Origin of the sequence: Shumkonia mesophila, from assembly GCF_026163695.1 — a bacterium.
Classification (GTDB): Bacteria; Pseudomonadota; Alphaproteobacteria; order Rhodospirillales; family Shumkoniaceae; genus Shumkonia; species Shumkonia mesophila.
The window spans coordinates 143726-166756 of record NZ_JAOTID010000001.1 but is presented as its reverse complement, the minus strand read 5'-3'; the positions used below and the strand labels follow the sequence as shown (position 1 = coordinate 166756).

General features: G+C 66.8%; 17 protein-coding genes. 5 read left to right on the top strand and 12 right to left on the bottom strand.

Annotation, left to right across the window (positions count from 1 at the left end; translation table 11 throughout):
• Positions 1-81: 81 nt before the first annotated feature.
• Positions 82-879: an IclR family transcriptional regulator gene (locus ODR01_RS00725; RefSeq protein ID WP_316975674.1), complete on the bottom strand. Its 798-nt coding sequence runs from the start codon at positions 877-879 to the stop codon at positions 82-84.
• 99 nt (positions 880-978) lie between these two features.
• Here ODR01_RS00725 and ODR01_RS00720 point away from each other — a divergent pair, with 99 nt between their 5' ends.
• Together ODR01_RS00720 and ODR01_RS00715 are read left to right on the top strand one after the other, a co-directional pair.
• On the top strand, positions 979-1389 hold the full coding sequence (locus ODR01_RS00720) for a TRAP transporter large permease subunit (RefSeq protein WP_316975673.1): 411 nt from the start codon (positions 979-981) through the stop codon (positions 1387-1389).
• Positions 1390-1601: 212 nt separating this feature from the next.
• The gene (locus ODR01_RS00715; RefSeq protein WP_316975672.1) at positions 1602-3029 is read left to right on the top strand and encodes a carbon starvation CstA family protein; all 1428 of its coding nucleotides are present in this window, start codon (positions 1602-1604) and stop codon (positions 3027-3029) included.
• Positions 3030-3154: 125 nt separating this feature from the next.
• Here the strand turns inward: ODR01_RS00715 and btsR are convergent, their stop codons facing one another.
• Together btsR and ODR01_RS00705 are read right to left on the bottom strand one after the other, a co-directional pair.
• Positions 3155-3871 (bottom strand): two-component system response regulator BtsR, encoded by a 717-nt coding sequence (btsR, locus tag ODR01_RS00710; protein WP_316975671.1) that lies wholly within the window; start codon positions 3869-3871, stop codon positions 3155-3157.
• Positions 3868-5550 (bottom strand): sensor histidine kinase, encoded by a 1683-nt coding sequence (locus tag ODR01_RS00705; RefSeq protein WP_316975670.1) that lies wholly within the window; start codon positions 5548-5550, stop codon positions 3868-3870. Before ODR01_RS00705 ends, btsR begins: the two co-directional genes overlap by 4 nt.
• 126 nt (positions 5551-5676) lie before the next feature.
• On the opposite strand from ODR01_RS00705, the gene nfi reads away from it, so the two are divergent.
• Entirely contained in the window at positions 5677-6342 is a 666-nt protein-coding gene (nfi, locus tag ODR01_RS00700) for a deoxyribonuclease V (RefSeq protein ID WP_316975669.1), read from the top strand.
• Positions 6343-6436: 94 nt separating this feature from the next.
• Here nfi and uvrB read toward each other — a convergent pair whose 3' ends face one another.
• Positions 6437-8584: an excinuclease ABC subunit UvrB gene (gene uvrB, locus ODR01_RS00695; protein WP_394356793.1), complete on the bottom strand. Its 2148-nt coding sequence runs from the start codon at positions 8582-8584 to the stop codon at positions 6437-6439.
• 182 nt (positions 8585-8766) lie between these two features.
• Here uvrB and ODR01_RS00690 point away from each other — a divergent pair, with 182 nt between their 5' ends.
• Positions 8767-9969 (top strand): pyridoxal phosphate-dependent aminotransferase, encoded by a 1203-nt coding sequence (locus tag ODR01_RS00690; protein ID WP_316975668.1) that lies wholly within the window; start codon positions 8767-8769, stop codon positions 9967-9969.
• Positions 9970-10050: 81 nt separating this feature from the next.
• On the opposite strand, the gene ODR01_RS00685 is transcribed toward ODR01_RS00690, so the two are convergent.
• From ODR01_RS00685 to ODR01_RS00660, 6 genes are all read right to left on the bottom strand, one after another.
• Positions 10051-11403 carry an ABC transporter substrate-binding protein gene (locus ODR01_RS00685; protein WP_316975667.1) on the bottom strand — a complete coding sequence of 451 codons (1353 nt, stop codon included), beginning with the start codon at positions 11401-11403 and terminating at the stop codon, positions 10051-10053.
• Positions 11400-13571, bottom strand: coding sequence for an adenylate/guanylate cyclase domain-containing protein (locus tag ODR01_RS00680; RefSeq protein ID WP_316975666.1), 2172 nt, complete (start codon positions 13569-13571; stop codon positions 11400-11402). Before ODR01_RS00680 ends, ODR01_RS00685 begins: the two co-directional genes overlap by 4 nt.
• A 198-nt stretch (positions 13572-13769) precedes the next feature.
• Positions 13770-14594 (bottom strand): ABC transporter permease subunit, encoded by an 825-nt coding sequence (locus ODR01_RS00675; protein ID WP_316975665.1) that lies wholly within the window; start codon positions 14592-14594, stop codon positions 13770-13772.
• Complete coding sequence (locus ODR01_RS00670) at positions 14591-15526, bottom strand: ABC transporter permease subunit (protein ID WP_316976193.1); 936 nt, start codon at positions 15524-15526, stop codon at positions 14591-14593. Before ODR01_RS00670 ends, ODR01_RS00675 begins: the two co-directional genes overlap by 4 nt.
• A 2-nt stretch (positions 15527-15528) precedes the next feature.
• A complete protein-coding gene (locus ODR01_RS00665) occupies positions 15529-16686 on the bottom strand; it encodes an ABC transporter ATP-binding protein (RefSeq protein WP_316975664.1) in 1158 nt (385 codons plus the stop codon).
• Between the two features lie 45 nt (positions 16687-16731).
• On the bottom strand, positions 16732-17835 hold the full coding sequence (locus tag ODR01_RS00660; protein WP_316975663.1) for a polyamine ABC transporter substrate-binding protein: 1104 nt from the start codon (positions 17833-17835) through the stop codon (positions 16732-16734).
• A 286-nt stretch (positions 17836-18121) separates the two neighbouring features.
• Here ODR01_RS00660 and ODR01_RS00655 point away from each other — a divergent pair, with 286 nt between their 5' ends.
• Positions 18122-20152 carry an elongation factor G gene (locus tag ODR01_RS00655; RefSeq protein WP_316975662.1) on the top strand — a complete coding sequence of 677 codons (2031 nt, stop codon included), beginning with the start codon at positions 18122-18124 and terminating at the stop codon, positions 20150-20152.
• Between the two features lie 55 nt (positions 20153-20207).
• On the opposite strand, the gene aepY is transcribed toward ODR01_RS00655, so the two are convergent.
• Entirely contained in the window at positions 20208-21353 is a 1146-nt protein-coding gene (gene aepY / locus ODR01_RS00650) for a phosphonopyruvate decarboxylase (protein ID WP_316975661.1), read from the bottom strand.
• Entirely contained in the window at positions 21350-23023 is a 1674-nt protein-coding gene (gene aepX, locus ODR01_RS00645; RefSeq protein ID WP_316975660.1) for a phosphoenolpyruvate mutase, read from the bottom strand. The genes aepY and aepX overlap by 4 nt, the downstream gene beginning before the upstream one ends.
• Positions 23024-23031: the final 8 nt, after the last annotated feature.

The following is a 23031-nucleotide window of genomic DNA, read 5'->3' as shown; positions in this document are numbered from 1 at the left end:
GCGCTGGGGCCATTGTAAGCGGTCGCGTGTGTCGGGGGACCCGGAAAATGGTAACAGAATGTTTCCGGCTCCCAGCCGGGATCAGTCGACTCCCTCGCCGGGCTCCCAGCCCAGGCGCTCGGAGAGGGCGTGGGCGAGGGCGAACAGGGGAGCCCTGAGGTCGCGCAGCTTGCGGCGCGTCATGCGGCTTTTGGGGCCGAGCGCGCACAGCGAGGCCACGACGTGGCCGGAATAGCCGAACACCGGCGCCGCGACGCAGCGGATGCCCTCGATGTGCTCCTCGTCATCGATGGCGCAGCCGGTGGCGCGGATACGCTTGATATCGGCCTCCAGCGCCGCCCGCTCGATGAGGGTGCGCGGCGTGAACCGCTCGAACGGAGCGCCCTTCAGATAGCCGGCCTGCTCCGGCGCCGGCAGCCAGGCCAAGATCGCCTTTCCCACCGCCGTGGCATGGATGGCGCGCCGGGTGCCGAGATCCTGCACCACCCGCACCGGACTGTCGGGGTCGCGCTTGGCGACGATGGTGATGCCGCCGTCGTGGTAGGCGGCGAGGCTCGATCCCTCCTCGCTGCGCCGGGTCAGCTCGGCGACATAGGGCTGGGCGATCTCGCCCAGCTGCTCGGGCGTCCAGGTGCGCCCCGTCAGGCGGAACAGCCGGGCCGCCGGCTCGTAGCCGCGCGACGACGGATCCTGGTGCAGGTAGCCCATGCCGACGAGGGCTTGCAGAAGGTGATGGGTGGTCGAACGGTGCAGCCCGGTCCGCCGGGAGATGTCGACCAGGCTGCTGACGCCGCCGCGCGCGGATACCGCCTCGAGGATGCGCAGGCCGCGTCCGAGCGATTGGTGGGTCGCGGAACCGTCGGTACGGCTTTGATCCAACAGGTTTTTCATACTTTGAGAGATGATTGACAGTAGTTTTTCACAACTTAAAATACTCGTTCGGCGTTTCCTGTCAAGGGAGACGCGCATCCGCGGAGCATGCGACCCGCGTGCGGGGAAGGGGGAGAGGGACCAGGGCGGATTCCCAAGAAAATCCACGGCCAAAGGCCGGACGACTGGATCGAGATCAGCCTGATCATGCTTCCCGTATTCGGGCCGCTGTTCCAGGGCCTCGACTTCTCGGCCCACGTCGGCCCGGGCGGGCCCTTCGTCTTCCTGAGTTGGTTCGTCATCCTGCTGGCGGTCAACCTGCAAACCTCGTTCCTGACGCCGCCCTTCGGCTTCACGCTGTTTTGCATGCGCGGCATCCTGCCGGCCCCGCTCGACATGACGCACCTCTATCGCGGCATCGTGCCCTTCGTGCTGCTCCAAGTGCTTGGCATAACCCTGGTCCTCGCCTTTCCCGGCCTCGCCCTCTGGCTGCCGCGCGTGACTGGGTTGTTGAACTGATCCGCCGGCGCGACGACCAGGCCTTCGGGACCGGCGCGTTTTTGTGAGTCGCGGGAATGTTGCGAGCCGCTCGCGAAGAAAGGGCGACCGTTCGGGCCCCGCCTTCGACCGCCAGCCCGGAGCCCCCTTTAATAAGTGAAGACGCCGACTAGGCTGCCGGCATAACGGGTTCCGTCAACCCGCATAGAGGGGGTTTGCCAAGGAGGCGTCCGATGTTGTTGTTTCTGATCTGCGTCGGCTTGTTGATTTTGGGGTACGTCATCTACGGGTCGTTCGTTGACCGCGTCTTCGGCTCCGATCCGAACCGCGTGGCGCCGGCGGTGGCGATGGCCGACGGCGTCGACTACGTGCCGATGTCGACCAAGAAGATCTACCTGATTCAGCTTCTGAACATCGCCGGCCTCGGCCCGGTGTTCGGCCCGATCCTGGGCGCGCTCTACGGCCCGTCGGCATTGCTGTGGATCGTCGCCGGCTCCATCTTCGCCGGCGCGGTGCATGACTATTTTTCCGGCATGCTGTCGATGCGCCACAACGGCGAGAGCATTCCCAACGTGGTGGGCTACGAGCTCGGCGCTTTCTGGCGCCAGTTCATGAACTACTTCTCGGTCATCCTGCTCGTCCTGGTCGGCGTCGTCTTCGTCACCGGCCCCGGGATGCTGCTGGCCAAAATGACCGGCATGCCGCTGTGGGCCTGGGTGGTCATCATCTTCGGCTACTATTTCTGCGCTACCATCCTGCCAATCGACAAGCTGATCGGCCGCCTCTATCCGTTCTTCGGCGCGCTGCTCCTCTTCATGTCGATCGGCCTCACGATCGCGCTGGTCATTTCGCCGCACCACGACCTGCTGTCGGACGGGCTGTCGCTCACAAATACTCATCCGAAGAACCTGCCGATCTGGCCGTTGATGTTCATCACCATCGCCTGCGGCGCCATCTCGGGCTTCCACGCCACGCAGTCGCCGATGATGGCGCGCTGCATCCGGTCCGAGAAGCACGGCCGCATGGTGTTCTACGGGGCGATGATCGGCGAAGGCATCGTCGGCCTGATCTGGTGCACGCTGGGCCTGTCGTTCTACAACGGCGCCCCGGAACTCGCCGCCGCCATCGCCAAGGGGTCACCCTCGGGCGTGGTGATGGATATTTCCAACACGCTGCTTGGCGGCGGCGTCGGATCGATCCTCGCCATCTTGGGCGTCGTCGTCCTGCCGATCACCTCGGGCGACACGGCGTTCCGTTCCGCCCGGCTGACCGTCGCCGAGTACATCAAGCTGCCGCAGGGCCCCGTCGCCAAGCGGCTGATGGTCGCGGTGCCGCTGTTCGTCATCGGGGCGATCCTTTCCCAGGCCGATTTTGCCGTGATCTGGCGCTACTTCGGCTGGGCCAACCAGACCTTGGCCGCCATCGTCCTGTGGGCCGGCGCCGCCTACCTGATCAAGGCCGGCAAGCTGCACTGGATCTGCACGGTGCCGGCGACCTTCATGACGGCGGTGACGTTTACCTATATCGCCGCCGAAAAGATCGGCTTCAGCCTGCCGTACACGTGGGCCAACGCCATCGGCATCGGCGCGGCGGTGATCGCCCTGGTGGCGTTCTTCGTCGTCTTCCACAAACCGACTCTCAAGGAAGTGGGCGCGGAATAACGGCAAAAAAGCCAACCGCTCCCACGCGCCCGCCGTTCCGCCCTGAACCAAGCGCGGCGCATCGCAGAAGAGGCCCCCGGGATCGCTCCCGGGGGCCTCTTTCATGGGATGATGGGGAGGGGCCCTCAGCGCAGGCCGATACGTTCCTTCAGTTCGCGCAGGTGCCGGCGGCTGACCCCCACCGTCTTGCCGCTGCGGGTCAGGATCTCGCCCAATCCGTTGTCGAGCAGCTTGATCTCGCGGACCATGTCCAGGCGGACCAGGCATTGGCGGTGGCAGCGCACCAGGTCGGTCTTTTCCTCCAGTGCCGACAGCGTCATGTCGGTGTAGGCCTCGCCGTCGGCCGTCACCACGTGCACGCCCGTAAGATCGCAGCAGACGTATTCGACATCGGCCAGCTTGACGAGACGAATGCGGTTGCCGGTAAAGCAGGGGATCTGGGTGAATTCCGGGATCTCCAGGCCCTTGAGCGACTGCCGGCCGCCGTCGGCCTTGCGGATGCGGGCCAGCGTCTTGGCGAAGCGGCGGCTTTCCAGCGGCTTCAGCAGGTAGTCGAAGGCGTTCTCCTCGAAGGCGGCGACCGCGTACTCGTCGTAGGCGGTGACGAAGACGATGCGCGGCATGGTCTCGGCGTCCAGCATGCCGATCAGTTCGATGCCGCTGATGCGCGGCATCTGGATGTCGAGAAAGACCAGGTCCGGCTTCTGGCGGTTGATCAGCCGCAGTGCCTCGATGGCGTTGCCGCACGAACCGACCACTTCGACGTCGGCGTGCTGGGCGCACAGAAGCGCGATCTCCTCGCGGGCATGGTGTTCGTCGTCGACGATCAGGGCCCGGATCATGCCGCCGCCAACTCCTGGCGGGGCAGCCTGATCCACACCCGCGTCCATTCGCCGCCCTTACATTCGACCTTAACCCCGAAGCTTTCGCCATAGAGGTTCTTGATCCGCTTGTCGACGATGCCCATGCCCAATCCGCCGGGGGTGGCCTCGGCTTCGCTATAGGCGCCGGCGTTGTCCTCGACCAGCAGGATCACCTCGCCACCCGAGGCGTGGGCGCGGATGGTGATGCGCCCTTCCTCCAGGACATCGGAAATGCCGTGCTGGATGGCGTTCTCGACCAGCGGCTGCAGGGTAAACGTGGGCAGCCGCATTTCCAGCAAGGCCGGGTCGATGTCGATCTCGACCTTCAGGCGGTCGGCGAAACGGGCCGTCTGGATGCGCAGGTAGGAATTCACGTGGTCCAGCTCCTCCCTCAAGGTCGCCAGATCGCTGGCGCGCTTCAGGTTCTTGCGAAAGAAGTTGGACAGATGCACCAGCAGCTCGCGGGCCTCGCCGGGATCGGTACGGATGATGGCGCCGACCGTGTTGAGCGCGTTGAACAGGAAGTGCGGATTGATCTGCGCCTGGATCAGCTTGAGTTCGGATTTCACCAGCAGGTTCTTCTGCTGCTCGAAACGGCCGGCCAGGATCTGGTTGGACAGCAGGCTGGCGATGCCTTCGCCGAGGGTGCGGTTGATGTTGAGGAAGAACTTCTTCTTGGGCTCGTAAAGCTTGATCGTGCCGATCACTTCGGTGTCCGAGCGGATGGGCACGACCAGCGAGGAACCCAGCTTGCAGGTGGCCGACAGCGAGCACGCGTACTTGGTCTCGATGCCGTCGGCGAACACCACTTCGCCGGTCTCGATGGCTCGCTTGGAATGTTCCGACATCAGGGGGGCACCCGGCGTGTGGTGGTCGGCCCCGATGCCGACGAAGGCCAGGATCTTCTCGCGATCGGTCATCGCCACGGCGCCGACGCCGGTCTCCTCATAGACGATGCGCGCGATCCGTTCGGCCGTGGCCGGGGTCAGGCCTTCGAGCGTGATGCCCACCGCCCGTTCGGCGATGCGCAGCGCCTTGGCCGAGGAAAGCTGGCTGTACTTCTCGAACATGTCGCGCTGGTCGCGGATCATGCTCATGAAGAGCGCCGCCCCCGCCGAATTGGCCAGGATCATCGGTGCCGCAATGACTTCGACCAGGGCGAGGGCCCGCTCGAACGGCTGGGCGACCAGCAGGATGATGCCCATCTGCACACCTTCGGCGACCAGCGTCACGGCGAAGGCGGTCCACGGGTTGAACAGTGCGTTCACCCGACCGCGCCGGCGCAGGTACAGGCACGCCAGACCACCCAGCAGCCCCTCCGCCGTGGTCGACAGCCCGCAGGCGAGGTCGGTGAAGCCGCCCAGAGTATAGCGGTGCAGGCCGCCGGTGAAACCGACCAGCAAGCCGATCACCGGGCCGCCCAGCAGGCCGCCCAACACGGCGCCGATGGCCCGGGTGTTGACGATGGCGTCCAGCAGCTCCAGCCCGAAATAGGTGCCGAGGATGCAGAAGCCCGAAAAGACGACGTAGATGGTGGCCTTGGGCGGCAGCCGCATGGACACGGCGAACAGCGATTTCAGGATCGGCGTCTTGCTGAACAGATAGGCCACCACCAGGTAGACGCTCATCTGCTGCAGCAGGGAAATGATCACGTCCATGGCGTCTCGGTGCGCTCCCCGGTTGAGGCCGCCGCCATTTTAACGCCTGACGCGCGGTTTTCCTATCGCCGAGCGAAGGGCGTCAATCGCTTGACGGGGTGCCGTCGGCGCCGGCAAGCTCGCACCGTGAGCGCCATTTCCCATCCCTGGCCGGCAACGGCCGCTGAAGCCATCGCCCTCCAGAAACGGCTGGCGCCGCTCATCGAGACGGTTGGCCAGCCGGCGAAGGTCTGCCGGATCGCCGGCGTCGATGTCGCCTTTCCCGGAGGCGGCGACGTCACCCGGGCGGCGGTCGCGGTCGTCTCCTTTCCCGACCTTGCGGTGCTGGAAACCGCCGTGCTCGAACAGCCGACGCGCTTTCCTTACGTGCCGGGGCTGCTGACCTTTCGCGAGGCGCCGGCCGTGCTGGCACTGCTTGAATCCCTGAAGACGTCGCCTGACCTTCTGATGGTCGACGGACAGGGGATGGCCCATCCGCGCCGCATCGGCATCGCCAGCCATGTGGGCCTGCTCACCGGCATTCCCACCATCGGGGCGGCCAAGTCGCGGCTGTGCGGAGAGCATGACGAGCCGGGGTCGGCCCGGGGGTCGCGAACGCCGCTCCTGCACCGCGGCGAGGTGATCGGTGTGGTCCTGCGCACGCGAACGGGCGTGAGGCCGCTCTACGTCTCGATCGGCCACCGGATCAGCCTGGAAGCGGCGGTCGAATGGGTGCTGGCCTGCGCGCCGCGCTTCCGCCTGCCCGAGCCGACAAGACTGGCGGATAAGCTGTCCAAGGGCCGCGGCGTCTAGGGAAGGACAGAGAAGGGGAACCACAGAGGGCACAGCGCTTGAAATCCAAGACAGTCGCTGTGTCTCTTTGCCTCTGTGGTGAATCTTCCGCGTCTCAGTGCGGCCGGCGGCGCTGGCTCTTGGCCTTGCCGGCGCCCTTGCCGGGCTTCCAGCCGGCCGCGGCGGCGGCCCTGGGCGCGGTGCCGGCCTTATCCAGGCCGAGGTCGATGGCCTCCAGCCGGCGGATCTCGTCGCGCAGGCGGGCCGCCTCCTCGAACTCCAGCTCGGCGGCGGCGGCCTTCATGCGCTTTTCCAGCTCGACCATGTGGCCGCGCAGGTTGTGGCCGACCAGGTGCTTGTCGCCGGAGACGCCGGTATCGACGGTGAAGTGGTCGTGCTCGTAGACGGAATCGAGAACGTCGGAGATGCCGTGACGGACCGAGGCCGGGGTGATGTTGTGCTCGAGGTTGTAGGCCTTCTGGCGCTCGCGGCGCCGGTTGGTCTCGTCGAGCGCGTATTTCAGCGATTCGGTCATGTGGTCGGCATAGAGGATGACCCGGCCGTCGAGATTGCGCGAGGCGCGGCCGATGGTCTGCACCAAGCTGGTCTTGGAGCGAAGAAAACCCTCCTTGTCGGCGTCCAGGATGCAGACCAGCGCGCATTCCGGAATGTCGAGGCCCTCGCGCAGCAGGTTGATGCCGACCAGCACGTCAAACGCCCCTAGCCGCAGGTCGCGGATGATCTCGATGCGCTCCAGGGTGTCGATGTCGGAATGCATGTAGCGCACCCGCACTCCGTGGTCGTGCAGGTACTCGGTCAGGTCCTCGGCCATGCGCTTGGTCAGCGTGGTGACCAGGACGCGCTGGCCCTTGGCCGCGCAGGCCTTGGCCTCGGCCAGCAGGTCGTCTACTTGGCTTTCCACCGGGCGGATCTCGCACGAGGGGTCGATCAGTCCGGTCGGGCGCACCACCTGGTCGACGAAGACGCCGCCGGTCTGCGTCAGTTCCCACGGGCCCGGCGTGGCCGAGACGAACACCGTCTGCGGCCGCATGCGGTTCCATTCCTCGAAGCGCAGCGGCCGGTTGTCGATGCAGGAGGGCAGCCGGAAGCCGAAATCGGCCAACGTCGATTTGCGGTTGAAGTCGCCGCGGAACATGCCGCCCAGCTGCGGCACCGTGACGTGGCTTTCGTCGACCATCAGCAGCGCGTTCTCCGGCAGGTATTCGAACAAGGTCGGCGGCGGCTCGCCGGGATTGCGCCCGGTGAGATAGCGGGAATAGTTCTCGATGCCCGAGCAGAAGCCCTGGGTCTCCAGCATCTCCAGGTCGAAGGTGGTGCGCTCCTGGATGCGCTGGGCTTCCAGCAGCTTGCCCTCGGCGACGAAGGTGTCGACCTGTTGCTTGAGTTCCTTGCGAATGGCCGGGATGGCCTGCAAAAGGGTGGGGCGCGGCGTCACGTAGTGGCTGTTGGGATAGACGACAATCGATTCCAGCGTGCCGGTCCGCTCGCCGGTCAGGGGGTCGATCTCCCAGATGCTTTCCAGTTCGTCGCCGAAGAAGGACAGCCGCCAGGCGCGGTCCTCGTAGTGCGACGGGAAGATCTCCAGCACGTCGCCGCGCACCCGAAAGGTGCCGCGGTGGAAGTCGGTGTCGTTGCGCCGGTACTGCAGTTCGATGAGGCGCTTCATCAGGTCGCGCACGTCGAGCGCGGTGCCGGCCGTCAGCTCGACGACCATCTGCGAATAGGTTTCGACCGAGCCGATGCCGTAGATGCAGGACACCGAGGCGACGATGATGACGTCGGTGCGTTCCAGCAGCGAGCGCGTCGCCGCGTGGCGCATGCGGTCGATCTGTTCGTTGATGGCCGCGTCCTTCTCGATGTAGGTGTCGGTGCGCGGCACATAGGCTTCGGGCTGGTAGTAGTCGTAGTAGGAGACGAAGTACTCGACCGCGTTCTCCGGGAAGAACGCCTTCATCTCGCCGTAGAGTTGGGCGGCCAGCGTCTTGTTGGGGGCCAGCACCAGGGCCGGGCGCTGAGTGCGGGCGATGACGTGGGCCATGGTGAAGGTCTTGCCCGAGCCGGTGACGCCCAGCAGCACCTGGTTGGCCTCGCCGGCGTTCATTCCCTCGAGCAGCGCCTCGATGGCGCGCGGCTGGTCGCCGGCCGGTTCGAAATCGCTGACCAGCTTGAACGGCTGCCCGCCCGTTGCCGGCGGGCGGCGGGGGGGATTGAACAGGGGAAAATCGTCGGGGCTGGCGCGCACGGTTCGGCTCCTTCCGCGCCCACCATGTGGACCCTGGAAGGCGTCCTGTCAACGGCGCCACCCCAGCCGGCGCCCGCGCGTGCGTCCGGATGCCCAAATCCCGGTGTTTCCCCGTTGCTTCGCAATAGGCCCCATCGTAGTGTTCGGGTTCGCGATCACCCTTGGAAATGATGGATCAGATCATGTCTTTTATCGCCAGCCGTCTGTCCCGTATTAAGCCCTCTCCGACCATCGCGGTCGCGACGAAGGCGCGCGAGCTCAAAGCCGCCGGGCGCGACGTCATCGGCCTGGGCGCCGGCGAACCCGATTTCGATACCCCCGACCACATCAAGGCGGCCGCCAAGGCGGCGATCGATCGCGGCGAAACCAAATACACCGCCGTCAGCGGCACCCCGGAACTGCGCAAGGCGATCAGTGCGGCCTTCAAGCGCAACAACGGGCTCGACTACAAGCCCGAGCAGATCACCGTCGGCTGCGGCGGCAAGCAGACCATCTTCAACGCCTTCATCGCCACGCTGGATGCCGGCGACGAGGTGATCATCCCCGCCCCTTACTGGGTGTCGTACCCCGACATCGCGCTGATGTGCGAGGGCACGCCCGTCTTCATCGCCTGCCCGAAGGAGCAGAACTACAAGCTCACCCCCGAGGCGTTGGACCGGGCGATCACGCCGAAGACCAAATGGCTGGTCCTCAACTCGCCGTCGAACCCGACCGGCGCCGGCTACACGGCGAAGGAATTGCGGGGATTGGCTGACGTGCTGCTCAAGCATCCGCACGTCTGGATCATGACCGACGACATGTACGAGCACATCGTCTACGACGACTTCAAGTTCAGCACCATCGCCCAGATCGAGCCCAAGCTCTACGAGCGCACGCTGACCTTGAACGGTGCCTCGAAGGCCTATTGCATGACCGGCTGGCGCGTCGGCTGGGCGGCCGGCTCGGTCGCCCTCATCAAGGCGATGGACAAGGTGCAGTCGCAGAGCACGACCCACACCAGCTCGGTCTCGCAGGCGGCGGCGGTGGCGGCGCTCAACGGCCCGCACGATTTCATCGCCAAGAACAACGCCATCTTCAAGCAGCGCCGCGACCTCGTCGTTTCGATGCTGAACCAGGCCAAGGGCCTGTTCTGCCCGAACCCCGAGGGGGCGTTTTATGTCTACCCGTCGTGCGAGGGCTGTATCGGCAAGACGACGCCCGACGGCAAGGTCATCAAGAACGACGAGGACTTCGTGACCTACCTGCTGGAGGCCGAGGGCGTCGCCGCCGTGCAGGGCGCGGCGTTCGGGCTGGAACCCTACTTCCGCATCTCGTACGCCACCGCCACCGAAGTGCTGGAGCAGGCCTGCCAGCGCATCCAGCGGGCCTGCGGGGCGCTCCGCTAGGATTGATCGTCAGTACTCTTAAAGTGAACGAGGGGATGGCCGTCGGCCATCCCCCTTGTTTTTGAGGGCGGTGCCATTGCGTCAGCCCCGGAGAAGAAGGGCTTCCGCCTCGGCCTGGGCGGCCCGCGCGCTGTTGGCCGGGCTCGCCGCTCCCGCGACCACCCTGGCGACCATGCGCCCGACGAGCCCGTCCGCGTGTACTGTCGCCGCGTTGGGTACCGTCGTGCCGTGCCACTGGGTGAACGACCCCGGATGGGTCAGGGAGTCGGCCAGACGGCTTACCTGGTCACGGCCGAACCGGCGGAACACGCCCAGGGGATCGCGCAGGAAGGCATCTGTTCCGGCAATGTCCCGGCGCACGGGGAGCATGCCGCCCGGCGCCATGTGGAGCCACACCACGTAACTGTCGGGCCGGAAAAGGAACCGCAGGAAGTCGTAGACCGCAGTGCGGCGCCGGCCGTCCAGACCGCGTGGCACGCCGAGGCCGTTGATCGCCGAATAGGAAGCCCCGGTCGGTGCGAATGCGGTCACCAGTTTCGTCCGGCGAACCAGCTCGGGGTCGAATGCGGCGCCGCCCAGCCCGGCAAAGCGGTCGCCACGTAGGGAATCGCGGGCGATGCCGGCGATGGCGAGATCGTCCATGATGAGGCTGGAATAGAACATCATGGCGGCGCGGCCCTGGATATACCAGTCGCGGGCCCGCCAGTTCACCACTCCGGGCGGCCCATAGACGGCCATGGCGGCATATGACGCCAGGGTCCGGTGCACGGAGGCATCGTCCAGGGTTGGGGTTCCATCGGCAGCGAACAGGCTGCCACTCTCGGCCCGCACCATCTGGGCGAAAACCTGTTGCGTATAGAGGCCGCCGTCGGTGCCGCAGACGACGCCGATCCGGCCTCGCGGGCCCTCGTGCAGGGCCTTCGCCGCTGCTACGAGGTCGGGGATGTTGCCGGGCTCGGGCAGTCCGGCCGTGGCGAACATGTCGTGGCGATACCACAACACCTGCGGCCAGCCGTGAAAGGGAATGCCGGCCTGGAAACCGGCCGACGACCTCAGGGCGATGACCGGCCCGGCGAAGAAGCCGCCGATGTCGGCGATGAAGGCAGCGGCGACGTCGCTGTCGAGGCAGCCGGTCTCGCAAAGCGCCAGCAGAAGGTCGCCGCCCGTATTCACGAGGTCCGGCGAGTGGCCTGCGCGATGGGCGGCGGCGACGGAGGCGACGATCTTTTCTTCGGGAATGGAAACGACCGTGACGGGTGGGACTCCCGCCCATGCGCCGTAGGCGGTCGCGATGTATTCGATCACGCGCAGCCGCGCCGGTTCGATTTCGCTCGTCCACAGCGCCAGCGGGGTGTCGGCGGAGGCCGGGCGCGGCCGGCCGGCGAGGAACGGCGCGGCTGCGAGGCGGGCGAGCAGGGTGCGGCGGTCGATCATTTCTCGCTCATGGTCCTGACGCCGCTCCAGGCATCGACGGGGTGGCCAACCAGCCCGGCGGCGGTTTCCCGGGCGGCGGCGGCGTTGATGTCGTCCGGCCGCGCGGCGGCCAATTCGGCGAAGGCGGCGGCGGCGGCGGCCCAATTCCGGGATCGCCGCAGCAGGGCCTGGGCCTCGTTCCAGCGACGGACGAAATCGATCTCGTCGGGGGCTATGCCGGTCAATCCTGCGGCCGCGGCGGCTTTCGGCAAGAGGCCGCAAAGGGCGAAGACATCCAGGGGCTCGCTGGCGCCCTTCGGAATCACGGTGTCGAGCCAGCGGAACACGAAATCGCCGCCGGCCCTGGCGGCGGTGCTTCTCGAAACCAGGATGCGGGTGCCGAACACCTTGTTCAGCCCCTCCAACCGCGCCGCCATGTTTACGGTGGAGCCGACGGCCGTGTAGTTCATGCGGTCGGAGGAGCCGACGTTGCCGACGACGGCGATCCCCGTATGGATGCCGAAGCGGGTGATCATGGGCGGCAAGCCCTTGGCGGACAAATCGGCGTTGAAGACGGCGAGGCGCTGGTTGGCCTCCAGGGCGGCCAGACAGGCAAGACGGGCATGGCCGTCCACCGGCTGCGGCACGTTCCAGATCGCCATGACGGCGTCGCCGATGAACTTGTCGACAATGCCCTTGTGGCGGCCGATGGCGGCGTCGATTTCCTCGAACAGCCCGGACGTACGGGTCAACAGCTCCTCGGGCGGGGTGTGTTCGGCCAAGGTGGTGAAATCGGTCACGTCGGTGAACATCAGGGTCACCTCGTGCCGCGCCCCACCCAAGGCGACGCTGCCGCCGGCCTGGATGATCTGTCCGACAAGCGCCTTGGGCACGTAAAGGCCGAAGGTGCGCAGCGAGGCCTTCATCATGGTCATCGCCGTCGCCAGTTTCTGGATCTCGCGGACGAAGGAGGAAGCCTCTGGCCGCTCGTCTAGGTTCAACCGGCGAATGTGATCGGCGTCCCCGGCCATGTGCGTTAGCGCCCGCGCCATCCGGCGGGCGACGAAAAAGGCGATCGGCAACGCCGCGGCGAGAATCAGTCCCGAAAAGAAAAGGCTGCGATCGCGCATGCGCACCAGCGGCTTCACGAAATCCGCCTCGGGAGTGGCGATTACGACGCTGAGGTCGAACCAGCCGCCATCGGCGATGCGATGGACATCGAGCAGGAAGCGCTCTCCGGCAACCTCCATCAGCCCGGCTCCCTTCCCCTCCGTCCAGCGTCGCGCCGCCTCGGCCAGAGCGGGATCGGCGATATCGCCCACCTTCAAGGCAGGCGAGAGGATGCCGCCCTTCCGGCGCTCAGCCATGGTCACGGCCAGCCCCGGCATGGCGACCACCGTGCCGTCGCCGGCGATGACGGCCAGCCGGGTATTCGGAGTGACGCGCAGGCGCTCGAGAAAGGACGACAGGTCGCCGACGGTCAGGTCGACCCCGAAGACGCCCGGGACGGCGGCATCGAACCGCCGCGCCACCGTCAGGCCGGGCAGTCCGAGACTGGCGAAAACGTAGACCGGCGTGATGACGGGCTCGTCGGTCTCGACGGCTGCCGCATACCACGGGCGCTGGCGCGGATCGAAAGCGTCCTGCGGCAGGGCGCGGGAACCGAGCAGGCGGCCGTCGGCGTCGAGGAAGCCCCATAGCTCCATCGGCCGGCCGTCGGCCCTGGGCAGGACGGCGCGCTGCAGGAAGGCCGTCTCGGGCGGCGCCCCGTGGATTTCACGGGCGCGTCCCTGTTCAGCGTCCATGGCGATGATCTGGTAGAACCGCCCGTCGCTGAAGCCCATGTAGGCGGAATAGAGCGACGGATAGGTCTTCAGCGCCTCCCGCAAGTATCCGCTGGACGGATGGGGCTGGAGATCCGGCAGGGTTCCGATATCCGGCAGCAGGGCGGCGAGTTTCGCGTACCCCAGCGCGGGTTCGACGGCGCGCCGGATCTCGGTAAGGATGCGGGCGCTGGCGCTGTCCAGAAGGTCGCCGCCGATATCGCGCACGGCGCTGCGGGCGGCCATGAATCCGTAGATCGTAAGGGCGCCAGCGACGAGAGCCACGGCCGAGGCCAGAATGGTGAAGATGCTGACAGACAACGGCACGCTGAACAGGAACGGGCGTCGTCCACGCGTACCGCGCATCCGCATCACTCTCTCCGAGGACTTGCCGCTCCCGTTGCGATGGCTAGGCGAACATATGCCGGAAGAGCCTTGCCGGCCCGTTTCACTTCGGCCATCGTCTCTCGGCAATCGCGTAGGTCGAGAGACCACCCCACCATGATCACGCAAAAGGAGAATACCGCAAGTTGCGAGAGTTGGAAAGCGAGGACGTTTCGCGGGTCAGGACCGCTTGGGCTTGCGCCCGTCGTCCTTGAGCGTCATCAGCCGGCCGGCGAGCGTGATGATGACGGCCACGGTGACGATGATGACGGTGGCCAGCGCATTGATCTGCGGGCTGACGCCAAGGCGCACGCTGGAAAAGACCACCATCGGCAGCGTGGTCGAGCCGGGCCCGGAGACGAAGCTGGCGATCACCAGGTCGTCGAGCGACAGCGTGAACCCCAGCAGCCAGCCGGCCACCAGCGACGGCGCGATGATCGGCAGCGTGATGACGAAGAACACCTTGAGCGGCCGCGCGCCCAGGTCCTGGGCCGCCTCTTCCAGCGAGCGGTCCATGTGGCGTAGCCGCGATTGCACGACGATGGCGACGAAGGCCATCGAGAACGTGACGTGGGCGATGGTGATGGTGGTCTGGCCGCGCCCGTCCGGCCAGCCGATCATCGTTTCGAGCGCCACGAACAGCAGCAGCATGGCCAGCCCGGTGATCACTTCCGGCATCACCAGGGGCGCGGCGATCATGCCGGAGAGCAGCGTGCGGCCGCGGAACCGCCCGAAGCGGTCGAGCACCAGGGCGGCCATGGTGCCGAAGATGGTGGCCAGCGTCGCCGAGACGAAGGCGATCTTCAGGCTGAGCCATGCCGCCTCCAGCAGTTTCTCGTTATGCAAAAGCTCGCCGTACCACTTGACGGAAAAGCCCGACCACACGGTGACCAGCTTCGATTCGTTGAACGAATAGATGACGAGCAGGAAGATCGGCCCGTAGAGGAAGGCGTAGCCGAAGGCCAGCACGGTGAACAGGCGCCAGGAGCGGAAGGTGGAGGTCATGCGGCGTCCCCCTCGTCCTGGCGGGCCTGATAGTGCTGGAACAGCATGAAGGGCACCACCAGCAGGACCAGCATCACCACGGCGACGGCCGAGGCCAGCGGCCAGTCGCGGTTGAGGAAGAACTCGTTCCACAGGACCTTGCCGATCATCAGCACGTTGGAGCCGCCCAGGAGGTCGGGGATGACGAACTCGCCGGCCGCCGGGATGAACACCAGCATCGAGCCGGCGATGATGCCGGGCAGGGACAGCGGCAGGGTGATCTTGAGCATCACCTCCCAGGGCCGGCAGCCCAGGTCCTGGGCCGCCTCGCGCAGCGTCAGGTCCATGCGCTCGAGCGTCGCGTAGAGCGGCAGGATCATGAACGGGAGGTACGAATAAACGATGCCGACGTAGACGGCGAAGGGGGAATGCAGCATGGGCAGCGGCTGGTCGATGACGCCCGCCCAGATGAGAAAGTTGTTGAGCAGCCCCTCGTTCTTGAGGATGCCGATCCAGGCGTAGACGCGGATCAGGAACGACGTCCAGAACGGCAGGATGACCAGCATCAGAAGGACGTTGCGCCACGGCTGGCGCACCTTGGTGATGCCGTAGGCCATCGGATAGCCGATCATCAGGCAGATCAGCGTGGAGATAGCCGCCATCTTGAGCGAGCTGAGGTAGGCGGCGGCATAGAGCGGGTCTTCGAGGAAGAAGCCGAAGTTGGCGAGGTTGAGCTGAAGCTGCAGCACCGCCCCGTCGACCCATTCGAACAGCGGCTGATAGGGCGGAATGCCGAGCCTGTTTTCCGAGAAGGCGATCTTCAGCACGAACAGGAAGGGTGCCAGGAAGAACACCAGCAGCCAGCCCATCGGGAAGGCGGCCACCAATCGCTGTCCCCAGCGTTCCCTCCAGCGGTCCGGCCTGCCCGGGATGCGCGCGACGAGGCCATTCATCTTCATAGGGTCAGCATCACCGCGTTGGACGGGTGCCACGACAGGTAGACGCGGTCTTCCCAGGTGATCTTCTGTTCGGCGTCCTGGTGCAGGTTGAGCTGCGAGGCCTGCACCACCTTGCCGCTGTCGAGCCTGACGTGGAAGATCGACATGTCGCCGAGATAGCCGATCTCGACCACCGTGCCCTCCGTCCGGTTGGTGTCCTGATTCTTCGGCACCGTCTTCGAAATACGCACCTTCTCGGGGCGGACCATCACGGTGACCGGCATGCCGGCGACGCCGGCCCCGGCGTGCGCCACCTCGACATCGGTTTCGATGTCGGGAGCCTGGATCGTCGCGCCCTGCTCGTCCAGGTGCAGGATCACGCCGCCGAACATGTTGGCGGCGCCGATGAAGTCGGCGACGAAGCGGGTACCGGGAAACTCGTAGATCTCGCGCGGCGTGCCCACCTGCTCGATGTAGCCCTCGTTCATGATGCCGATGCGCGTCGACATGGTCATCGCCTCCTCCTGGTCGTGGGTGACCAGGATGAAGGTGATGCCGACGCGCTCCTGGATGTTGACCAGCTCGAACTGGGTGTTCTCGCGCAGCTTCTTGTCGAGTGCGGCCAGCGGCTCGTCGAGCAGCAGCACCTTGGGATGCTTGACCAGGGCCCGGGCCAGGGCGACGCGCTGGCGCTGGCCGCCGGACAACTGATGGGGGCGGCGGCCGGCCATCGGCGTCAGGTGCAGCAGGTCGAGCACCTGATGGACCCGCTCGTTCATCTCCTTGCGGGGCATGCGTTCCTGGCGCAGTCCGAAGGCGATGTTGCGCTCCACCGACATGTGGGGAAACAGCGCGTAGGACTGGAACACCATGTTGACCGGCCGCTCGTAGGGCGGCACCCCGGCCATGTCGATGCCGTCGATCAGGATGCGCCCGTCGTCGGGCGCCTCGAAGCCGGCGATCAGACGCAGCAGGGTGGTCTTGCCGCAGCCCGAGCCGCCGAGCAGCGAGAACAGCTCGCCCTTGTAGATGTCGAGGTTGGCGCCCGTCACCGCCGGCTCGCCGCCGAACGCCTTCGACACCCCCTGCACGCGGATGAAGGGCGTGTTGCCCGGCTGGGTCCACGGCTCGAACCGGGGACTGCTGGGGGCGTTGCGCTCGGCCGGCCTAAGCATGCCGAGCGCCCCCCTTTGTCGATCGCGTGGCCACCGATAGGCCGCTCATGTGCCCGTCTTGAAGCGGGTCCAGGCGCGGGTACGGGCCCGCTCGTAGGCCTGGCTCTTGGCGGGCACCACGAAGAAGCGCTCGCGCACCGCCTTCGGCGGATAGATCGCCGGATCGGCCAGCCGCTCGGGGCTGACGAACTTTTCCGCCCCGTCGATGGCGTTGGCGTAGCCGACCTCGTCGGTGATCGGCCCGACGACGTCGGGCCGCATCATGAAGTTGATGAAGGCGTGGGCGTTCTCGGGATGGCGCGCGTCGGCCGGTACCGCCATCACGTCCATCACGACCTGGGTGCCTTCCTTGGGGAAGAACACCAGGATGTCGACGCCCTTGGCCGCCTCCTTGGCGCGGTCGCGGGCCTGCACCAGGTCGCCGCCGTAACCGTGGGCGACGCAGATGTCGCCGTTGGCGAGGTCGTTGATGTAGGAGGACGAGTGGATGTACTTGAGGTCCTGGCGCACCTTCGAGAGATAGGCGACGGCGGCGTCGATATCGGCCGACTTCTCGGTCGCCGGGTCGAGGCCAAGCATGACGAAGGCGGCCGACAGCACCTCGGTGGCGTCGTCGAGGAACGTCACGCCGCAGGCCTTCAGCAGGCCGGTCCACTTGGGATCGGTGATGAGCGCCCAGCTGTCGAGCGGGGCGTCGGGGGCCAGCGCCTTGACCTTGGCTGTGTTCACGCCGATGCCGGTGCCGGCGATCATGTAGGGCACCGCGTACTTGTTGCCGGGGTCGCTCTTGGCCAGCGTCGCCATCGAGGTAGCGTCGAGGTTGGCGCGGTTCGGCAGCTTCGCCATGTCGAGCGGCCGGTAGATGCCGGCCTGGATCTGGCGGGCCAGGAAGGGGCTGGCCGACGGGAAGACCACGTCGTAGCCCGAGTTCCCCGCCATCAGCTTGGCTTCGAGGATCTCGTTGGAGTCGTAGACGTCGTAGTTGACCTTGATGCCCGTCTCTTTCTCGAACCTCTCCAGGGTGTCGGGGGCGATGTAGTCGCTCCAATTGTAGACGTTGAGGACCTTCTCCTCCGCCGGGTAGGCGGGGGACGCCATGACCATGACGGCCGCGCTGGCGGCCAGTATGCGGGTGACGACCTTGCGCACGGGGCGATTCCTTCTCGCTGGACCAGGGAGCCCGGTACCCTACGGCGACGGGTGGCACAGTATTCGAAGAGAGTCCGACCCCTGTCAATGGACGATCCTCGTCATGACGGTCGCCTTTTTATGGCGCGGCGTCGGATGGCCGCCGGAACGGGCCGCCGGTCGCCCCGGCGATTTCCTTTTTTCCTTGCATCGCGGGACGGGGGCATTAACCTCGATGGCTCGGGCGGTTGCGTCTGTCCGCCCTCAAGGTCGCAATTAAAATCCGCTGTTCTTCAGGGAGGCCTTCGTGACGCAAAAAGCACCATCCGGACCTCGTTGTGCGGCGCTTGTCGGCCCGTATCTCAGTGGCAAGACCTCCGTTCTGGAGAGCCTGCTCGCCACCGCCGGCGTGATCGGCCGCAAAGGCTCCATCCGCGACGGCAACACGGTCGGCGACGCGTCGCCCGAAGCCCGCACCCGCCAGATGAGCACCGAGTTGTCGGTGGCCAGCCTCAGTTACCTGGGCGAGCCCTGGACCATCATCGATTGCCCCGGATCGGTCGAGCTGGCGCAGGAAGCCTATGACGCCCTGATGGTCGCCGACGTCGCGATCGTGGTCTGCGAAGCCGGCGTCGAGAAGGTGCTGACCCTGGCGCCGCTCATGAAGTTCATCAACGACCGCGGAATTCCGCACGTCATCTTCCTCAACAAGATGGACACCCAGGCGGGCAACGTCCGCGCCACCATCGAAACGCTCCAGGGCCTTTCCGAAAAGCCGCTGATCCTGCGCGAGATTCCCATCCAGGAAGGCGACGCGGTGACCGGGCTGGTCGACCTGGTGAGCCAGCGCGCCTACAAATGGGTAACCGGGGGCCATTCGACGGAAATCCCGGTTCCGGAGTCGGTGAAGGGCTGGCTGGCGGAGGCCCGCACCAAGCTGCTGGAGTCGCTCGCCGACTTCGACGACAAGCTGCTGGAAGCCCTGCTCGAGGAGAACGTGCCACCGCCCGAGAACATCTTCGAGAACGCCACCCATGCCCTGCAGGACGACCACGTCGTCCCCGTGCTGTTCGGCGCCGCCGAGCATGACAACGGCATCACCCGGCTGCTCAAGATCCTGCGCCACGAGGCGCCGGGTATCGAGAAGGCGGCGGCCAGGCTGGGCGTCGAACCGGCCGGCGAGCCGGCCGCCCTGGTGTTCAAGACCCTGCACGCCTCGCATACCGGCAAGCTGTCGATGGCCCGCGTGCTGCGCGGCGAGATCGCCGAGGGGGTGACGCTCAACGGCGAACGGCCCAGCGGCATCATCAAGCTCGTCGGCCAGAAGCAGGAAAAGCAGCCCAAGGCGGTGGCCGGCGACGTCGTCGCCTTCGCGCGCATGGATTCTGCCGCGACCGGCGACATGCTGTCGCCCTCGGGCGGGCAGAAGTTCGAGGACTGGCCGCAGGCGTTGAAGCCGCTCTATTCCCTGGCGGTCAGGGCCGAGCACCGGGCCGACGAGGTGAAGCTGCCGGGGGCCTTGACCAAGCTTGTCGACGAGGACCCGTCGCTCAGCTTTGCGGTCAGCGCCGACACCGGCGAACTGGTCCTCTCGGGCATGGGCGATCAGCACCTGCAGATCATCATGGACCGCCTGAAGAACCGTTTCGGGCTGACCGCCAATTCGAAGCGGCCGCAGGTTCCCTACAAGGAAACCATCAGGAAGCCGGTGTCGCAGCACGCCCGCCACAAGAAGCAGAGCGGCGGCCACGGCCAGTTCGGCGACGTCCATCTGGACATCAAGCCGCTGCCGCGCGGCTCGGGTTTCGTGTTCACCGATTCGATCACCGGCGGCGTCGTGCCCAAGCAGTACATCCCCTCGGTCGAGATCGGGGTGCGCGACTATCTGAGCCGCGGCCCGCTGGGTTTCCAGGTGGTCGATCTGCAGGTGACCCTGACCGACGGCCAGTTCCACGCGGTGGACAGCTCCGACATGGCGTTCCGGGCGGCGGCCAGCCTGGGCATGCGCGAAGGCATGCCGAAGTGCGGGCCGGTGCTGCTCGAGCCGGTCTTCAAGGTCGTCATCTCGGTGCCCACCGACTTCACGTCGAAGGTGCAGCGCCTGGTCAGCAGCCGGCGCGGCCAGCTGCTGGGCTTCGATTCCAAGCCCGGCTGGAAGGGCTGGGACGAGGTGGTGGCGCAGATCCCGCAAGCGGAAACGGTCGATCTCATCAACGAGCTGCGTTCGCTGACGCTGGGCGTCGGCTTCTTCGCCGCCGAGTTCGACCACTTGCAGGAAATCTCGGGCAAGACCGCCGACGACGTGGTGGCGGCGCGCGCCGCCGAATTGGCCCAGTAAAGTCCGCTTTCGCATCGGGGCCCCGTCGGCCGACCGGCCGGCGGGGCCTTTTGCGTCAGGCGCCGGTGCCGGCCAAAAAGGCGCGGAAGCGGCGGGCCACCTCGGGCGGCGTGATGGTGGGCCGGCCGAGCTTTTCCATCGAGCCGGGGGCGATCCTCATGTGGATGAGATGGGGCCCGGTGCCGGCCAGCGCCCGCTCGAGGGCGTCGGCGAAGCCGTCCAGGTCGTCGCAGGAAAAGCCGTTGGCGTAGCCGCAGGCGATGGCGACCCGGGCGAAGTCGACCGCCGCCGAGACCGTCATCTGGCCGCCGGTGGAATCGTAGGTTCCGTTGTCCAGCACCAAGTGGACGAGGTTGCGCGGCGCGTAGGCCCCGATGGTGGCGAACGCCCCCAGTTTCATCAGCGCGGCGCCGTCGCCGTCGACCACGACGACCGGCCGGCCCACCGCCAGCGCGGTGCCCAGGCCCATGGCCCCGGCGCAGCCCATCGAGCCCACCTGATAGAGGTGCTGCGGCCGGTCGGCGAGCGTGAACAGCTCGCGCCCGGCCTTGCCGGTGGTGGCGATCACCGCCGCCGAATCGGGCAACGTGGCCAGCATTCTCTCCAGCGTCGCCACGCGGGTTGGCGGCGCCGCCTCCGCCGTCAGGTCGTGAAGGACGCCGGGCTGGCGGACCGACAGCGGGGCGGCGTCGAGGCCTTCCTCGGCGACGCTGCCCTTCCTCATGATCAGGGCGAACGGCAGGCCGGTCGCCTCCATGCTTTCCTCGGCCTTGGCGAGGAGGGGCTCCACCTCGCTCTCGCTCTCCGGGAACGGGCGGTGGGGGACGCGGATGGTATCCAGCAGGGCCGGCGTGATCGGCCCCATCAGGGCGTGCTGCGGCTCGTCCTTGAGGCCCGGCTCGCCGCGCCAGGTGACGATCATCAGCGTCGGGATGCGGAACGGATGGTTGAGCGAGGTCAGCGGGTTGACGGCGTTGCCCAGGCCCGAGTTCTGGCAGATCACCACGGTGCGCCGGCCGGCCAGCCAGGCCCCGGCGGCAATGGCCACCGCCTCGCCCTCGCTGGCCGCGGCCACATAGTCGAGCCGGACGTCGCTGATCACCCGGTTGATGACCGGGGTCAGGAACGAGCAGGGCACGCCGGTATAGAAGTCGAACCCCCGCCGGCGGGCGGGGGTCAGGAACGAATCGGCAGCGATCACAGGAATTCCCCGGCCTTGACCAGATCGAAGGCGTCGTCGACGTCCATCCAGTGGCCGGTGACGTAGACGACGCCGATGGTCTCGCCCTCGGCCAGCAGGCGGGTGAAAACGTCGACCATGTTGGCGGAGGCCAGGCGGCCCTCGGCCTGAAGGTCGGCCAGCACCCGGGCCAGCCGTTCGGCGCCCCGCGCGCTCAGCCTGGCCAGGCCGATCCATTCCCCGTGGGTGTCGCCGTCGGCGAGGTCGTGGCCGATTGCACGCACCATCACCGGCTCGTCGTCGAGGTAGTCCGCCGAGAACGGCCGCGAACAGCCGACCAGGTCGCGGGTGCGATCCGCGGTCTGGCGGTCCCGCCACAGGGCGTCGACGCCGAGCACGATGTCGCCCTCGGCCTCGCGCACCTGGTCCAGCACGTGGTGGCGAAACAGCGTGTCGCCGAAGGCCAGCACGCACTCGCCGCTCAACGTCTCGCGGGCGCAGGCCAGGCTGGCCGCCTCGCCGGTGGTGGCGTGGAAATCGTTGTCGACGGCGCGGATGGCCGGGAAGTTGATCATCTCCTTGCGATAGCCGCGCACCACCGTGATGTCGCGGATGCCGGCCGCGTGGAAGGTGTCGATCTGGCGCTGCAGCAGGGGCCGCCCGCGCACGTCGATCATGCACTTGGGCCGGTCGGCCGTGAGGTTGCCGAGCTTGCTGCCGCGCGAGGCCGCCAGCACGACGGCCCGCGGCCCCTTGCCGGTGGCCGGCAGGTAGCGGGCCTCGGCCTCGGCCAGCTCGGCGTCGCCGGACAGCGCGAAAATGTCGCGCACGGTGACGATCCGGCCTTCGACGTCGGCCAGGCTTTCGTCGCGCTGGATCTGGTGGCAGACCTCCTGCATGCCGGTGATGGCGGCGCGCAGCGTCTGGTTGGCCCAGATGGCGACCGAAAAACCGGCGTCGCGGAAGACGCGGGTCGGCGTTGCGTAATACATGGTCGGCACGATGACGACCGGCGTCCGCTCGCCCCACCGTTCCTTGAAGGCCAGCACCTCGTCGGCGGTCGACTGGCGCGAATGGATGAGAATGGCGTCGGCTCCCGCCGCGCGGTAGGCCTCGGCCCTTTTTAAGGCCTCGTCCATCCCCCAGCCGGCGATCAGCGCCTCGACGCGCGCCACGATCTGGAAGTCGGGGTCGGTCTGGCTGTCCTTGCCGGCCTTGATCTTGCCGCAGAACTCGTCGATGTCGGCCAACGGCTGGCCGTCGCCGATGAACGAGTTGGTCTTGGGGAACAGCTTGTCCTCGATGCAGATGCCGGCGATGCCGCGCTGGCACAGCTTCTGGACCGCCCGGCGCAGGTTGTTGAAGTTGCCCCAGCCGGTATCGCCGTCGACCAGGATGGGGATCGAGGTGGCGTCGGCCATGAACTCCAGGACCTCGAGGACCTGCGTCCACGACGCCTCGTTGTTGTCGCGCACGCCAAGCGCCGCCGACATCGACAGCCCCGAGGCCCAGATGCCCTGAAAGCCGGCCCGTTCGACGATTTTGGCCGAGATGCCGTCGTGGGCTTCCATCAGGAATTCCAGGCGCGGCGATTCCAACAGGGCGCGAAGCCGTGCCGCCTTGCTCAGGTCGGGTTTCGGGGATGGGGCGGGACGGGCTTGCGCGGAAATTTTATGTGACAAATTTGCCATTTTCATCC